We start from the raw sequence: 16,825 nt of genomic DNA on the forward strand, positions 1-16,825 counted from the left end.
ACTGTAGGTGCTGGTGTTGTAGCTAAGATTCTTTAATCTAAGCAAACCAAAGCATAAAAGAAAGGCGCTCATTTGAGCGCCTTTTTTGTGTCTGTAGGTTTAGTCGCCAGTAGAAGCCCATGTGAAACACGGCGTGAATCCATCCATGGAGCCTCCGCAGCAGCATCCATGCTGCTGAGGGTTTCACATGGGCTTCTACTGCCGCCTCTGACAACACAGCAGGCTGTTTATGGTAGGGTAAGGAAACTGCGTAAACCCATTCATGGGGCCTTCGCTACAGCATCCATGCTGTAGAGAGTTTCCGAGGCGCACAAAGCTCTCAAAACTCTATTTCACAATGAGAAGTTTGATATGAAGCCTAAGGTGTAGTCAAAAGCTGACTCATTTTAGTTATATCACTCTGAACCCATCCCTTATCTCTAGGTCTATTGCCATGTGATTTCACCAACAAAAGTAAATTTTGTTGTACTTTTCTTTAAATATCATCGACCGGTTTAACTGCAATGGGTTACTAGGGTAGCTATCTTCTATAAAAACATCGGTAATTGTCATAGAGAAAAGGTAACAAACGTTATAATGTAACAATAGTGTGTAATGATAGATGCAGGCAGTATTTGGTTTAATCGGGTACACGTAAATCAGGTGCGTAAGTATTAGTACAAAGAGTGATAATAATGATTAATAGAAGGCAGTTTTTTAAAGGGGCGGGTACCTTGGCATTTGCTGGGTTGGCATCAAGTGCGTTGGGTAAAGCGAATGCGGGTGTGTTAACGCCAACCACCAAAGGCTATGGGCCGCTTGTGCCTGATCCTAAGAAACTTCTCGATTTACCTCAGGGTTTTAGTTACCAGGTTATCTCTGAACTGGGTGATGCCATGAGCGATGGATTAAATGTGCCCGATAGAGCTGACGGCATGGGATGTTTCTCGCTAGGTAACAATAAGGTTGCCTTAGTACGTAATCACGAGTTACAGGCCGCTCACCTATCTATCCAGCCTGAATCTATTCAAACTCATACTACTGAGCTTGCTTATGATCATTTTGAAAATGGTGTCGCGCTGCCAGGAGGCACCACCACGCTGGTTTATAATCTCGATACCAAGGTTGTTGAAAAAGAGTTTGTTAGCTTAGTCGGTACTATTCGCAACTGTGCTGGCGGTATTACGCCTTGGGGAACGTGGTTAACATGCGAAGAATCGGTCGATAAACCTAACGGTGTTATTTCGAAAGAGCATGGCTATATCTTTGAAGTACCTGCTGATGCTGAGACGTTAGTAGAGGCTAAACCGCTTAAGGCTATGGGGCGGTTTAATCATGAAGCGGCTTGTGTCGACCCAGAAACGGGTATTGTTTATTTAACGGAAGACAGAGGCGATAGTTTGTTTTATCGCTTTATTCCTAGTGTTAAAGGCCAGCTGGATAAAGGCGGTAAGTTACAGGCTTTACGCATAAAAGGTGTGCCTCAGTTCGACTCTCGTAACTGGGATAAGGCGCGTATGAATCTAGGGGAATGGTTAAATGTAGATTGGGTCGATTTACATACGCCAGAAAGCCCTAATGATGACTTGCGTGTTCAAGGTTATAAGGCGGGCGCAACGTTGTTTGCTCGAGGTGAAGGGCTGCATTGGGGCAACAACGAGCTGTATTTTTGTTGCACCAATGGCGGAGCTAAGCAATTAGGTCAGATAATGCGTTATCAGCCACAAGGCGCTAAAGCCGACTCTGCTTCAAACTCTCAGGCTTCAGGTGGCAGATTACAATTATTCGTTGAAAGTGATGACGCTAACTTATTTAACTTCGGCGATAACCTGACTGTTAGCCCTAATGGCCATTTGATTGTATGCGAAGATCAGTACACTGAAATTGTAGATAATCACCTTCGCGGGGTTACACCAGAGGGGGATATTTATAACGTTGCCAAACTACACGCGCAAACCGAACTTGCTGGCGCGTGCTTCACTAACGACGGTAGTGTATTGTTCGTGAATATGTACTCTCCCAGTAAGACCTTGGCCATTACAGGCCCCTGGATGGCGCTTTAACTAGCCCCATGTTCAAGTAACTGATTATCGGTAATGTGCTTTATGTATGTGAAGTACATTACCTTTCTGTCTATCTTCCTACCTTTGCTTCTGCCTTAAACCCCTTTGTGTATTCTCTTATCTCCCATCGTTGTCACTCTGAAATAAGTATCAAAGATACTAACCTATTGGTGTTGAGTTAAAAATTGACTTGTTGATTAAACTATCGAACAAATCGCAAATTTTCCCAAGATCACCCAGTCTAAAATGCCAATCGAAAACCTCAATCATTTTTCTATTCTTTAGTCACATCTATAAATTCAATTAACTTAATCAGTTTATGTCATTTTAATAGTTTTCGTAGAACGGTAATAATCCTCGCATCTAACAAGGAGAGCTGTTGTGAGCACAATTCTAAGAAAACTTACACCGCACAAACTCGTTGCTAAACCAGCACAATCGGTTTGCAACTATGCAAATAACTATTATGGCGACCAAGTTTGTGTCGCTCAGAAAACCCCGACCAATAAAACTCGTTTTTCAGGAGCAGCATAAAATGAAGCGATTGTTTACCCGAAGTATAATAAGTTGTGTAACCGTAGGTATGTTAAGCATGGGCTTAAGTGCTCAAGCGGATACCCTTACTCGTCAAAATGGCGCACCAGTTGGAGACAACCAAAACTCGCAAACTGCTGGTCCTTGGGGCCCTGTGCTTTTACAAGATTCTCACTTAATTGAAAAGCTAGCGGCTTTCGACCGTGAGCGTATTCCAGAGCGAGTAGTTCACGCCCGTGGTGTTGGTATCCATGGTTACTATGAAAACTACGAAGACTTATCTGAAGATACAGTTGCTGCACCTTTCCAAGGTGAAGGTAAAAAGACCGAAGTATTCGTGCGCTTTTCATCAGTAGTACACGGACACCTTTCGCCTGAAACACTTCGTGATCCTCGTGGTTTCGCTGTGAAGTTTTACACTGAGCAAGGAAACTGGGATTTAGTCGGTAACAACTTCCCTGTGTTCTTTATCCGTGATGCAATTAAATTCCCAGATATGGTTCACGCATTTAAACCGTCTCCGGTAACTAACAAGCAAGATGCTAAGCGTGTATTCGACTTCTTCTCGCATGTTCCAGAGTCTACGCACACTCTAACCATGCTGTTTTCTGACTATGGTACGCCAGCAAGCTACCTAAATATGGATGGTTCAGGTGTTCACGCTTTCAAATTTGTTGATGATGAAGGCAACGTTAAATACGTGAAATTTACGTGGAAAGCGAACCAACCTATTAAGAACTTCACTGCTGAAGAAGCAATGAAACAGCAAGGTATGGATTTCCAGCCACACACCACTGACGTTTACACTCGCATTGGTGAGAAAGGCGAAACCGCTTCATGGGATTTGTATTTGCAAGAACTTGAGCCAGAGCAGTTAGATGATTTTGACTTCAACCCGTTAGATACCACAAAGATCTGGCCTGAGAAGTTAGTTGCTTCACGCAAAATTGGTCGCATGGTGTTAAACCGTGTACCTGACAACTTTTTTGAAGAAACTGAGCAAGCTGCATTTGCACCAAGTAATCTAATTCCAGGTATCGAGCCATCAGAAGACAGAATGCTACAAGGTCGTTTGTTCTCTTATGCTGATACCCAGCGCTACCGTTTAGGTGTTAACGCTTACCGTATTCCGGTAAACGCGCCTAAAAATGTTGAGATTAACAACCACGAGCAACATGGCCAGCTTCGTACTACATCAACTAACCGTGATGTTAACTATCAGCCTAGCCGTCGCTTAGATTTGAATGAAGATCCAGCATACCGTTACTCAAGCAAGCCGCTTGCAGGTATGACACAGCAAATTCCTTTCTACAAGGAACAGAACTTCAAACAAGCGGGTGAGTTCTACCGCAACCTTGATAAACAAGGTCGTAAGAACTTAATCAACAACATGGGTGGTGCATTAGCATCGGTACCTGAAGAAGAGATTCGCGTTATCATCAGTGCATTCATGTACAACGCTGATAAAGAATACGGTACCGGCGTTGCTAAGCTAGCTAAGGTTTCTATCTCGCAAGTACGTGCAGAAGCAAAAGCACTAATGGACGAGCAAGCAGCCCGCGCTGCTAAAGCGAAGAAAGTAGCGGAAAGCTTAACTGCCCTTATGCAATAAGTAACACCACTATCAACTCGCCCTACCTATTTAGGTAGGGCAGTTATAGTTATCAAAGACTTCGTTTGAACCACCTGTTTTACCTTGTAGCTTTTTTCATATCAACTACTCATATTTATCATTATTAAAGACGACATAGGAGACCCACAATGCACATCGTTAAACGCACACTTTTGGTTTTTACTTTAATGCTTAGCGTGAGTCTATGTCATGCGCAATCCAGTATTGATGAGCTGAAAGCGCACTATTTTGATGCCGCGCGTGAGGGCAACGTTGAATTGCTTCAAGCCTTTTATCAGGCCGGTCTTGATGGAAACGTAGCTGATGAAAAAGGTTATACCGCACTTATTCTAGCGGCTTACCATGGTCACAACGATGCGGTTAATTATTTACTTGGCAAGGAAAATATCAATGCCTGCCAGGAAGATAACAAAGGTAACACCGCACTAATGGGGGCTATTTTCAAAGGGCATTTGAGTGTGGCTAGAAAACTGATGTTTGCACAATGCAATATCGATGAAACTAACTCTCAAGGTCAAACGGCACTTATGTTCGCTAGTTTGTTCGATAGGCAGTCTTTAGTGAATGAGTTAATTGAGCAAGGCGCTAACCCGCAGCACAAAGACTTGGCAGGTAACTCAGTGGCCGATATTGCCTTATCGCAAGGCAATTATAAATTGGCGAAAACGCTGAACGAGTCAAACGTTAATCGGTGATACCTCTCGGTTTACATTATCAATGATAGAAATGGGGCGCTCGCCCCTTTTTCCATTAACACCTCAAAAACGTTTAGCTAAAATATTGAGTCTCCACTATAGATTGTCATTTTATTTAATTACTCTTATGCCTATTGAGCTAGATAGAGTGAATTGGTCTATCTTCAAGTAGTATGTCTAGTTCCCAGCGCGCAGTGTAAATGAAATACCTAAGGGGATCTCATGAATGAAGTTTGACTCTATAAAATCTAGGCTTGTACTAATGACACTGATTTGTGTTGTTGGAATGGGCATGCTGGTGGTCAGTCAGCATTATTTTACGCAGCGGCTCATTGAATTGAATCAGCAAAGGAATTTGTTGCTTCGCATGGGGCAAGATTTATTGCAAATGCGGCGCCACGAGAAAGACTTTTTGATGCGCCATCAGCAGGAGTACTTTCAGTTATTTATCGAGCGTTCTGAGAGTTTTAGCACTCGGCTTAATCAGCTTACGCCTTTAATTAGCGATTATGATATGCCCATGTCGCAGTTAGGGAATTTAGCCGAAGGCTTGGATGAATACCAACAACTTTTCCAGCAAGTCGTTGCGCTACAAACCAAGATAGGGCTTACCCCAACATCTGGCTTGCTAGGGCAAATGATTAATACTGAGGGGGAATTGCTCAGTCAGTCGTATTTTGATGTTGGGTCTAATACGCTCATTCAACTTGACGGCGCAAGGCTGGCCATTCGCGATTTTCAACTAACCCACAATAACTATTTCGCCACTCTTGCGGTTCAAAGTATAGAGCTACTGGCACAAGCGCGGAACGCGGGTAAATCTGAACAGGTAGACGAACTACTTAGCGTGTATAAAGAAGCCGTGGGGGCGCTTGCTATAGCCAATCAAACACTAGGTCTTACTCATAATGAGGGTTTGATCGGGCGTTTTCGGCGACAAGCTCACAATGTGGAACAACAGCTCACATTAATTGACAACGCTTTACAGCCTATTATTGAAAACCAAGAGCAAAAAGTAAAAATATACAGTATTAGTATTGCGGTGCTCACCTCAGTGCTTTTAATTTTAATTCTAGTAAAGAGCTTTGCCACGTTTCACCGGGCCTTCTCTAATTTCGTTATGTTCTTCTATCGGTGTAAGCGCCAATATCAGCGGATGGATCCGAGGAAACTCGGTTTTGCTGAGTTCAAATCGTTGGCTGAACTTGCCAATGAAATGGTAGAGTCTCGTCAAGCAATTGAAGAACGACTCGCTGTTGTGGAAGCAGAATTAGCACAAAAGCAGAGAAAACCAGAGACAAGTTGAAGGTAGGTGAACGTAGATATGCAATTTAACAAATTAGGCGGTAGCGACTTATCGGTATCGGATATTTGCCTTGGCACCATGACATGGGGCATTCAAAATACTCAGCAAGACGCCGATGAGCAACTCGCCATGGCAATTGAGCATGGTGTGAACTTCATCGATACCGCCGAAATGTACCCTGTACCGCCGAACGATAAAACTTATGGCGATACCGAACGGATTTTAGGTAACTGGCTGGCAAGAAATCAATCATCACGTGACTCGCTTGTTATAATGACAAAAGTTGCCGGAAGTGGCTTGAGTTATATAAGAGAAGGCGGGCCTATTACCGCCAGCGCCGTTGAGACGGCACTGAATGACTCGCTTAGCCGTTTAAATACCGACTACGTTGATGTCTACCAGTTACATTGGCCAAACCGCGTTACCCCGCATTTTGGAAAGCATTGGCCTGATCGCACAAACCCTACAAAAATCGATAAACAGCAAGAAATCGATGGCATGCGAGATATTTTAACCGGTATCAAAAAAGCGCTCGATGCTGGAAAAATTCGCCATTGGGGGCTATCTGATGACACCCCTTGGGGTATCCACACGTTTTTGACGCTGTGCAAAGAAATGAATATTCCTTTACCGGTCTCCATTCAAAACGAATTCAGTTTGCTGCATTTAAAAGATTGGCCGTACCTTATTGAAATGTGCGCGCTTGAGAACATTGCCTATCTACCGTGGTCGCCGCTTGCTACAGGTATGCTAAGTGGTAAGTACATGAACGGAGATAGACCCAAAGATTCTAGATGGACACTGGTTCAGCGCCAAGGGTTATTCAGAGACAAAGAGCCCGCTCGTGAAGCCACTGCTCGTTATGTTGAAATTGCCAAGCGAGCAAAGATTACTCCGTCGCAATTGGCTTTAGCATGGTGTAAACAAGTGCCAGGTGTTACTTCTACCATTATTGGCGCTACTACCACCAATCAGTTAGCTGAAAACTTATCTGCGTTTTCACTTAACCTTGATGAAAGCACACTGAAGCAAATAGGCGAGGTGGTTCGCCGTCACCCGTTAGGATATTAGGTATTAGCTATAAAAGGTGCAAACGTTAGAGCAAGAGTTTTTGATGTTGAGGGCCAAGTCATAACGACTTGGTGCCAACCTTAAACACAGACTGTCTTGCCCGAGAATTGCAGTAAGGTTTTAAATTGCGGTGATTTTATACTCTAGACTTTGGTCATTTATCTGTCACAACTTCGTCATAGTATGAATCCACTGTTATTTATTGACTGTCATTTTCTATGTCTCTATCAGATTCGCCTCTTGTTTGTGAAACCGAAACCCAGCATGGTAACTGGCGCCGTTGGCTACTGCTTATCGGCCTAGTGTATTTAATGTTGTTGGCCGTTAGCATGATAGGAAGCGGCTTCAAACTTGCCGCAGGCGATCAAGCTAAAACGCTGTTCACTTTTGCTAGTAACCCCATTATGGGGTTAATTATTGGCATGGTAGCTACCGCGCTCATTCAATCTTCAAGTACGGTGACTTCCATTATTGTTGGTATGGTAGCGGGTGGTTTACCTATCACCATTGCCGTGCCCATGATGATGGGAGCTAACATTGGCACCAGTATCACGAATACACTAGTTAGCCTTGGGCATGTCGCCAGAAAAGATGAATTTCAACGAGCATTTAACGCCGCCACTATTCACGATTTCTTTAACGTGATGTCAGTGTTTATATTCCTGCCTCTTGAAATGGCGTTTGGCATTCTAGAGCATACCAGCGCCTTTGTAGTGTCTATGCTAAATGCAGGTGGCACGATGGGGGTTGATGGTTTTAACCCTATTAAGGCGCTAACCCAACCTGCGCTTAATATCGTAACAGGCATGGTAAGCGGTTTACCTTCGGTATATCCGGGTATCGCCAAAATCATCCTTGGTATTGGACTTATTGTTACTTCAATTACTTACATGGGGAAAATTATGAAATCTCTCATGGTGGGTAAGGCAAAAGATATTTTGCACAAAAGTATCGGGAAGGGCCCTATTTCGGGAATTTCATCAGGTGCGCTAATGACAGTGTTAGTGCAGTCTTCCTCTACCACCACCTCGCTGGTGGTTCCTTTAGTAGGTAGTGGAATTTTAAAGGCAAAAGATATCTATCCGTTTACCCTTGGCGCGAATATTGGCACTTGTATTACTGCGCTAATCGCAGCACTGGGTGTGGTGGGGGTGAATGCAGGGGTTGCGTTACAAATTGCCATGGTACACCTACTGTATAACGTTTTTAGTGTGGTGCTAATTTACGGTACGCCTATGTTACGCGACATTCCGTTAGATTTGTCTTACAAGCTGTCGGTCATTGTGGCCGAGAAAAAGTTTTACGGGGTCGCTTATATTGGCGGGTTATTTTTCTGTATGCCGCTAGGTATTATTTTTATATCAGTGTAGGTATTTCCACCGCTGTTATAGCAGTAAGCTAAGGCAGGTACTTACTTTGCACCTGCCTTATGTCGTTTTAAAGTTTATAGCCTCAAAATGTGGAGTGCTAGAACGTTGTTATGTCGGCGCTACTTTGCCCAAATACAAACATATTGCGCTTCCCACATTGCGCCATATGGTTGCTAGAGGCATAAGGCGTACCGGACTGTGTTACGTCACTTTCCCATCCTTGTCCATTTTTAATATACGCTTTTAGTTCGAACCAACCGTTTACGGTTTTACTGCAATCCATTTGAACATCTAGCATCCAATAATGGTCTCCCCAAACGTTCAACGGGGTCTCTCCAAAGCCATCATTAGCCACGGTTTTCAAGTCGCCCCACGTTGCGGGCCAATTATTTGTAGTCCAATCAAGTGCGCTGCCTTGTGCTTCACTACTCTGGCTAGCTTCAACGCCGTACCAATCAAGGTAATTGTCGTTGGCTTTCCACGGTGCCGTTGTGGTATTGCGCATATTATTGTGGATGATGGGAATGGCACACGCGTAGTTACTCGTTGTACAAGAGCGTCCTAAATTAGATGCCGCATAAGCGTGATCTATTCCGCCTCGAATAAACATGTCTTGCCCACTTTCGGTGCTGGCTTGGACGAAAATAATAGTGCGCTGCCAATCTGCATCGGTTTCATCTGTAGTTAGCATTGCCCCTTGATGAATGGCAATGGCTTCCCATGAAGCAATGTTTACGGCAACAGATCCATTGGCCTCAACAGAAACTACATCTCCGCTACATTGGGTTTTGGCGGCATTAATGTTACCTGTTAATACATTGCAATATTGGCCTGGTGCCATGGAGGTGGTTAGCGTGGTACTCATGACATAGCTTTCTTTATTGATTGCTACAAACCCACTGTTAGCTCGACCGAAGGCGATTTGGTTGCCGCCATTGCTCCACCAGTCGGTTACAGCGAAATTATCTGAAGTGTGGTCTCTAAAATCAACGCCGCCTGAAATATACGACCAACGATGTTCACATTTCCAGTTATCACCAAAACATTCAAGTGTTCCATTGTTGTGCACGGACACTGAAGGGGCGCCTGCATCGGTGTCGCCGTGGAAGTCGTAACTTGACATAACTTTGGGGTAACCATATGGCCATGCCAGCATGAAGACATTCGCTAGGTCATACAAACGTCCATCTTCAAAGGTGATTACATTGCCGCCTCCACCATGGCCTCGTTGATTATCATGGTTATCAACAAAAACAACGGCTTTATAGCTAGGCATAAAACCCCAAGCTTCCCCGAAGTTACTTAGCCAAGCAAGTGAGCCATTACGAAATACGTTGCCAATTTCAACTGAGTATTTAAATTCTGTGACTAGGCCATTTGAGAAATATTCATCAGCGCCAATGGCCTCACCGCCTTGATCTATAACTTCTTGAAACACAAGTGGGGAGCCGTTGACCTGATTGATTATGCTGGATATATCTAGCGCTGGCATATGTTTGGAGGCATCTAGTCTAAAACCTGCTACCCCAATATTTACCAGATCATTAAGGTAGTTTGCTAGGGTACTTTGTACGTAACTAGACTCGGTTTTCAAATCGGCTAAACCGACTAGTTCACAGTTTTGAACTTGCCATCGGTCACCATAATCATCAACCGAGCAAGTGTCATGGAAATCTTGCGGCGAATATATTGGATAATTTTTATTCCCAAAAGTACTCCCGTTTGTACCCGTGCCTGACCCAGCGGCCATATGGTTAATTACTGCATCTACGTAGATACCTACACCCACAGCGTTGCAACGCTGCACCATATTGATAAAGTCTGCACGAGATCCACCGCGACTTTCTAAATCGTAGCTAACAGGCTGGTAGCGTGCCCACCACTGAGGAACAGTAATATGCTCATTTGGCGGAGAAACCTGCACGGCGGCAAAACCATTTTGGCTTAAATAGGTTTCACATTCAGTTGCTATATCCTGCCAATCCCATTCGAATAAGTGCACAAATGTGGAGGGCTGCGAATGCGCAATGGGGGAGGCTATACCACAGCCTAGTAGGGTGGCGACTGCACTGGAAGCCAACAATTTACGGTTAATCATTATAGTGTCCTAGTGGTGTTATTTAACGACATGGAGAAAACTTATTAGACACTAGGATGTAAATTAAATGTAAACAATGTGAATACGTATGCAGGTAGATAAGAATAAAAAGGGCGCCGAAAAAGGCGCCCGTAGTCATTACTGCTAAGTGTCAGATTAGAAAGCGTATTTCGCAGAAACCTGTAGACGGTTCATATCACCTTCCAAACCTTCTTCAATTTCGCGATGTGCAAACGCGTACTCTGCACCAAAGGTAAGGGCTTTGGTAGGCGAATACAGTAAGTTAGCACGTGCGCTGTAGCTGCTTTCTGTCACGCTAAGGCCGGTAAGAGTAGTGTCGTTATCAATATCTAATGCTGAAAACATGAAGCTGCTTCGCATTCTGTCGTTCCAAAGGTGACGATAGGCAATAGCGTAACCCGTTGAATCGATAGCCTCTAAATCGCCATCGGCGGTGATGACTGCGCCATTTGCGGCATTCAATGCGGAATATCTACCCATCCCTTGACCTGTATTCACCATAAAGCGAATATCATCGCCGCTCGACAACTTGTATTTTCCTGACAAGGCGACACCATAACTGGTTTCATCGGCGTCAATACCACTGCCATCATCATATGAAAGTTGACGTACCAGACCTGCTATTTTCACGTAGCCCCAGTCTTGTTTAGCGGTGTAGGCGGCGACAAAGTCAGGAACGGCGTTATCGTCAGCCACAATTCGGCTACCACCACCGTTGGGTGTTACCGTAGTTTCAGGATTCTCTAACGCCAATTGTAAACCGCCGTTGGTGTATCGCACCATGACTTGTCTACCGAATGTAATGCCGTCTGTCGTACCAATGAAATCAAGAGATTCTGGTAGGGAACCCACATCCATAAATGTGGTCCATGTTTGACCCACTAACCATTCTTTATACTGAATGTAGGCGTGGCGAACACGGGGTGTATAAGAGTTACTAATACGTTCATCACCACCGCTAGTGACGATAAAATCTAGTTCTAATACTCCTTTGATTTCGTCACCTTCCGCTGTTGGCGTGTTGGTGCTAAATCTAAAACGAGATTGACGAATATGTGCATCAAATTGGGTGCCTTCATCGCCGCCTGAAACCGGCGTTAGCGAGGGAATGTAAAAATCTCGACCAATACTACCGGAACCTAGCGTGCCCTCAGAGTAGTTGCTCACCATCGCGTCGGCTTTTATGTAGCCGGTGAATTTAACGCTGGTATCGCCTAAGTCAGCGGCGCTAACGAGTGTTACGTTAGACGCTGCAAGTGCTAACGATACGGCTAGCACTGAGTTTTTTATTATGGCTTTCATTATATTTGCCCTAAAGTGTGGTTAAATAAATGTAAATTCAAAGTTAACTTCTATAGATTTGCCGACCTTGGTGCAAATTGAAATAAGCTAATGGTCGCATACGACTATAGTCGTAATTGGTGAGTAGTCGAATTCCTAGGACTAAAGTCCCTAAACCGTAAGACCAAAGTCGCATTTTTACTTTATAGTCTAATCATTACAGTGTTTAGTATATGAAAGCATTTCACATTATTGATATTGGAGGCAATTTTTTATGACTGCCAGTAAGATTTTTTCTGTTCCTGACGCGATTAAAAGTAACACCCATTTAACGGATGCTCAGTACGCTGAGATGTATGCTAATTCTGTAGCACACCCTGAAGCATTTTGGGCTGAACATGCAAACTTACTTGAATGGTTTAAAAAGCCGACCAAAGTGAAAAACACCCATTTTGGTGACAATGATGTTTCCATAAAATGGTTTGAAGACGGCGAATTAAATGCCAGTTACAACTGTATCGACCGCCACCTAGCAGACAACGCAGATAAAGTGGCTATTCACTGGGAAGGTGACTCCCCTGAAGACAGTCAAGATATTACTTTTCAAGAAGTGCACGACGAAGTCTGTAAATTGGCTAACGCACTTAAATCCCTTGGCGTAACTAAAGGCGACAGAGTCGCTATCTATATGCCTATGGTCCCCGATGCTGCATACGCTATGTTGGCGTGCGCCCGTATTGGTGCTATTCACTCTGTTATTTTTGGGGGCTTCTCGCCGAACGCGATTGCCGATCGTATTAATGATAGCGATGCCAAGGTGGTTATTACGGCAGATGAAGGCCGCCGAGCGGGTCGCTCTGTACCTCTGAAAGCTAATGTAGATAAGGCCTTGTCGAAAGGTGCTTGCCCATCCATTACTCATGTCATCGTTAAGAAAGTAACAGGTGAAGATGTAGCGTGGAACGAAAGTCACGATGTATGGTGGGATGAGCTTGTGGCTGAGTGCGCCACAACGTGTGAGCCTGAAGTGATGAACGCGGAAGACCCGCTGTTTATCCTGTATACATCGGGTTCAACTGGCACGCCCAAGGGCGTAGTACATACTACCGGTGGTTACTTGCTTTATACCGCCATGACCTTTAAATACGCCTTTGACTATCAAGAAAATGATATTTACTGGTGTACTGCCGATGTAGGCTGGATCACAGGACACAGCTACATGGTCTACGGCCCTATGATCAACGGCGCTTCTCAGGTGTTTTTTGAGGGCGTACCTACTTATCCTGACGTGCGTCGTATTGCGCAAGTAGTAGAAAAATACAAAGTAAACAGCCTTTACACGGCACCAACGGCTATTCGTGCATTGATGGCGCATGGTGATAAGCCAGCAGAAGGTTGCGACTTATCTTCGTTACGTTTACTCGGTACAGTGGGTGAACCGATTAATCCTGAAGCGTGGGAATGGTACCACCGTGTAATTGGTCAAAGCCGTTGTCCTATCATGGATACGTGGTGGCAGACTGAAACTGGCGGCCATATGATAACGCCATTACCTGGTGCTACAGCACTTAAGCCTGGTTCTGCTACGCGGCCATTCTTTGGTATTCAACCTGCGCTTTTCGATGCTGAAGGCAACGAACTTGAAGGCGCAGCCGAAGGTAACCTTGTGATTAAGGATAGCTGGCCAAGCCAAGCTAGAACTGTATATGGCGACCATCAACGCTTTATCAGTACCTACTTTAGTGCTTACAAAGGTGTATACTTTACCGGTGATGGCGCAAGACGTGATGAAGATGGTTATTACTGGATTACAGGGCGCGTCGATGATGTGTTAAATGTATCCGGTCACCGTTTAGGTACTGCTGAAATTGAGAGCGCACTAGTGGCGCATCCAAAAGTAGCTGAAGCGGCTGTAGTGGGCTTCCCTCATGATATTAAAGGGCAGGGCATTTACGTCTACGTTACTCCAATTGACGGTGTTGCCGTTGATGATGCGCTAACCACAGAGCTTAAAAACTGGGTGAGACAAGAGCTTAGCCCCATTGCGACACCTGATAAAATACAATGGTCGGCTGGCTTACCTAAAACCCGTTCAGGTAAAATTATGCGCCGTATTTTGCGTAAAATTGCGGCGAACGAACATGAGCAACTTGGTGATATATCTACATTGGCGGATCCGTCAGTTGTTGATACACTCATTGAGGAGCGATTAAATAAATCATAAAGGATAATGCAATGACAACCCTGTTAATTGCCGATGATCATCCGTTGTATCGGGATGCCTTAAGAGGCGCTTTGTCATTGTCTTTACCAGCGCTGACGCTATCAGAAGCTGGTGATTTAACATCGACAGTCGATATTCTCAATCGCGAGGATATCGACCTGTTGCTGCTTGATTTACATATGCCGGGCAGCAACGACCTTTTCGGGTTAATTCACATTCGTAAACTGTTTCCTGACGTACCTGTAGCTGTAGTGTCTGGCACGGAAGATACCCAACTTATATCAAAAATCATGAGTGCCGGGGCGCTGGGATTTATCCCTAAAACTGCCAGCTCTGGTGATATTGCTAATGCGGTACAAGCTATTTTAGATGGGGATGTATGGCTACCACCTAATTTAAGCGATAGTGTCGATGAGATTGATGAGGAGTTTTCTAAGCTTGCAGATAATGTAGCCTCACTAACACCGTCTCAATACAAAGTACTGTGCTTTATGCGAGATGGGTTACTTAACAAGCAAATTGGTTATAATTTGGATATTGCCGAAGCTACGGTAAAAGCCCACGTTACTGCTATTTTTAAAAAGCTTGGCATAAATAATCGTACTCAAGCGGTATTAATTGCATCTCAACTAGAGCTAGAGCCGCCCGCTACAAGTGATCATTAGTCTTTTCTAGCGGCACTTCAATCGGTTCAATAAGCAAATCGGATTCATAATAAGTAAGGTAATGCTTAAGCGCAGCCTTACTTTGTTCGCTTAACAAAGGGTTCTCAATTTCAATCTCAGTACGTCCACGCATCAGCGTCATGCTGTCCTGATAAACAGGCTGCGCCTTTAAGAATGCCTGAAATTCTCCAGATTCCAGCAAGACAGTAAGCCCTTCACTGATTCGGTTAGCCAAGGCCTCCTGATCTGATGCAACAAAGTAAAACAGAGGACTCTCATAAGACACCACCAGGTGTGGCTCAATTTTCAATGTGCTCTCAGGTTGCTTGTCCAATTCATGTTGTATTTCCATTACACTGCGCGGAAACATATCGGCAAAACCTTCAGCCACAATTCGAAAAGAGGCTTGATAAGTAGTTTCAAGCACGGGAATTTCATTGTGACGAAAAATACGAGTATCAGGCCAGTCATAACCCTGTACCGCGCGCATTGATTTTAGACTTTCAAGCGATAGCGGTGCATCGAAGCGATTATCACCGGCGCGAATAAGCATGATGCGCTTACCAAAAAATCCGCCCATGATAGGAATGCGTATTGCGCGATGTTGTTTTTCTCTGTCGATAGAAGACACACTCCATGTGATATCTAACATGTCGTGTTCTAGGCTTCTTAATTGGCGCTCTTGCGCAATTTCCTGTTTACTGACTTGTAACTCAAAGGTGCCATACTTATCTTCTGTCACTTCCATTACTTTTGACAGCAGGGTTTTGGCGTATGCGTAAACGGGATCTCGACCAGGATGCACATTAGGAAGACGCAGCACTTTATGAGGCAATGCTGCTTTAGTGTTCTTTTCTAGGCTAGGTGAGTCAGTGACCTCGCCAGCTAAACCTAGTGAAGTGAATAAGCCACTTAGTAGTATAAAAGCTGACGAGAGTAATATTCGACTGATCATATGTCCTATCATTGTATCGACTATCAATCCTTCCCTGTAAGTAAAAAGTCGTGCTCAGGATCAACCAAAAAATGGCCGCTCATGGCCTCTCTGCCAAGTAACATAAGATACGTCATTTCAGAGCGGTCGGTTAGGGTTAATTGAATATCCCATTGCACACTATCCATTATTATAGGCGTTACTATCACATAACGCTTCTCTCTTGTGGCCGTTGAGCTTTTGACACGCTTTTTTGCTTCAACTTTTACTTCTCTTCTAACCACTCTATCAACATTATGAATATCAGGATGAATATCGAAGCGAATCCATAATTCATCGTCTACCTCAAACTCTTCAATATTATCTACATGCAATGAAGAGGTTGCTGCGCCGGTATCAACCCGAACATTTAAATCAGTGATGGTAAATGCGGGAAGGTCACATAATTCCACCGCACCCACTATTTTTTTATTTTTCATGTGTTCGCCTTCAATCAAGTATTATCCGTTTCACCTGGTAGCAGGTTGTCTTGCAATAACTCTACATGCTCTGCCACTGTATCGGGTTGTGAGAAATAGGCAATGTGATAGACCGCTTCTCCTTCTTGCGTCAGAGGTATGTTTTGTTTACCTACCACTACCCCCTCAGCGGGGCTTTCAATACTGGCCAAATATCCACCGAACGGATCAGCTATGGTCGCCAGTTTATCCCCTTTGTTCACGTGATCGCCCAACTGGGCTAAATGAGTAACAAAGCCACTTTCTGTAGCGCGTATCCAGCCACTCTGACGGGCAATAAATCGCTCAATACTGTGCCCCTTACTACGACTCTTATTCAACATGCCCAAATGGCGCATAGTATTAATGATACCGCGAAGCCCTGCGCGAATGGAGAATTCATCGTACCTTAAGGCCTGACCTGCTTCGTAAAGCAAAATTTTAACACCACTTT

The 16,825-nt window shown here is 44.3% G+C and carries 13 protein-coding genes; 8 read left to right on the plus strand and 5 right to left on the minus strand.

Annotation, left to right across the window (positions count from 1 at the left end):
* Positions 1 to 674 precede the first annotated feature (674 nt).
* The 6 genes from AAC006_RS20650 (at position 675) to AAC006_RS20675 (ending at position 8,651) form a co-directional block, all read left to right on the plus strand.
* Positions 675 to 2,042 carry an alkaline phosphatase PhoX gene (locus AAC006_RS20650; protein WP_126872878.1) on the plus strand — a complete coding sequence of 456 codons (1,368 nt, stop codon included), beginning with the start codon at positions 675 to 677 and terminating at the stop codon, positions 2,040 to 2,042.
* 583 nt (positions 2,043 to 2,625) lie between these two features.
* Complete coding sequence (locus AAC006_RS20655) at positions 2,626 to 4,188, plus strand: catalase (protein ID WP_126872883.1); 1,563 nt, start codon at positions 2,626 to 2,628, stop codon at positions 4,186 to 4,188.
* A 149-nt stretch (positions 4,189 to 4,337) separates the two neighbouring features.
* Positions 4,338 to 4,904 (plus strand): ankyrin repeat domain-containing protein, encoded by a 567-nt coding sequence (locus AAC006_RS20660; RefSeq protein WP_013782554.1) that lies wholly within the window; start codon positions 4,338 to 4,340, stop codon positions 4,902 to 4,904.
* A gap of 262 nt (positions 4,905 to 5,166) precedes the next feature.
* Positions 5,167 to 6,210: a chemotaxis protein gene (locus AAC006_RS20665; protein WP_260563507.1), complete on the plus strand. Its 1,044-nt coding sequence runs from the start codon at positions 5,167 to 5,169 to the stop codon at positions 6,208 to 6,210.
* 18 nt (positions 6,211 to 6,228) lie between these two features.
* Complete coding sequence (locus AAC006_RS20670) at positions 6,229 to 7,281, plus strand: aldo/keto reductase (RefSeq protein WP_063456778.1); 1,053 nt, start codon at positions 6,229 to 6,231, stop codon at positions 7,279 to 7,281.
* A 218-nt stretch (positions 7,282 to 7,499) separates the two neighbouring features.
* On the plus strand, positions 7,500 to 8,651 hold the full coding sequence (locus tag AAC006_RS20675; protein WP_126872876.1) for a Na/Pi symporter: 1,152 nt from the start codon (positions 7,500 to 7,502) through the stop codon (positions 8,649 to 8,651).
* A gap of 97 nt (positions 8,652 to 8,748) precedes the next feature.
* On the opposite strand, the gene AAC006_RS20680 is transcribed toward AAC006_RS20675, so the two are convergent.
* Both AAC006_RS20680 and AAC006_RS20685 read right to left on the minus strand, forming a co-directional pair.
* The gene (locus AAC006_RS20680) at positions 8,749 to 10,749 is read right to left on the minus strand and encodes an alpha-amylase family protein (RefSeq protein ID WP_126872875.1); all 2,001 of its coding nucleotides are present in this window, start codon (positions 10,747 to 10,749) and stop codon (positions 8,749 to 8,751) included.
* 156 nt (positions 10,750 to 10,905) lie between these two features.
* Complete coding sequence (locus AAC006_RS20685; RefSeq protein ID WP_126872874.1) at positions 10,906 to 12,072, minus strand: DcaP family trimeric outer membrane transporter; 1,167 nt, start codon at positions 12,070 to 12,072, stop codon at positions 10,906 to 10,908.
* 253 nt (positions 12,073 to 12,325) lie between these two features.
* Between AAC006_RS20685 and acs the strand changes: the two genes are divergently transcribed.
* Entirely contained in the window at positions 12,326 to 14,275 is a 1,950-nt protein-coding gene (acs, locus tag AAC006_RS20690; protein ID WP_208806161.1) for an acetate--CoA ligase, read from the plus strand.
* An 11-nt stretch (positions 14,276 to 14,286) separates the two neighbouring features.
* Positions 14,287 to 14,940 carry a response regulator transcription factor gene (locus AAC006_RS20695; protein ID WP_339892438.1) on the plus strand — a complete coding sequence of 218 codons (654 nt, stop codon included), beginning with the start codon at positions 14,287 to 14,289 and terminating at the stop codon, positions 14,938 to 14,940.
* Here AAC006_RS20695 and AAC006_RS20700 read toward each other — a convergent pair.
* The 3 genes from AAC006_RS20700 to AAC006_RS20710 all read right to left on the minus strand — a co-directional run.
* Entirely contained in the window at positions 14,924 to 15,895 is a 972-nt protein-coding gene (locus AAC006_RS20700; protein ID WP_339892440.1) for an amino acid ABC transporter substrate-binding protein, read from the minus strand. The two genes, AAC006_RS20695 and AAC006_RS20700, sit on opposite strands and share 17 nt — an antisense overlap.
* 23 nt (positions 15,896 to 15,918) lie before the next feature.
* Positions 15,919 to 16,353: a RimK/LysX family protein gene (locus tag AAC006_RS20705; protein ID WP_057795882.1), complete on the minus strand. Its 435-nt coding sequence runs from the start codon at positions 16,351 to 16,353 to the stop codon at positions 15,919 to 15,921.
* A gap of 14 nt (positions 16,354 to 16,367) precedes the next feature.
* Positions 16,368 to 16,825, minus strand: a 458-nt coding sequence (locus tag AAC006_RS20710; protein WP_339892443.1) for a succinylglutamate desuccinylase/aspartoacylase family protein, incomplete at its 5' end; no start/stop codon positions are given.

This window comes from uncultured Alteromonas sp., from assembly GCF_963976965.1.
In the GTDB taxonomy this organism is placed as follows: Bacteria; Pseudomonadota; Gammaproteobacteria; order Enterobacterales; family Alteromonadaceae; genus Alteromonas; species Alteromonas naphthalenivorans.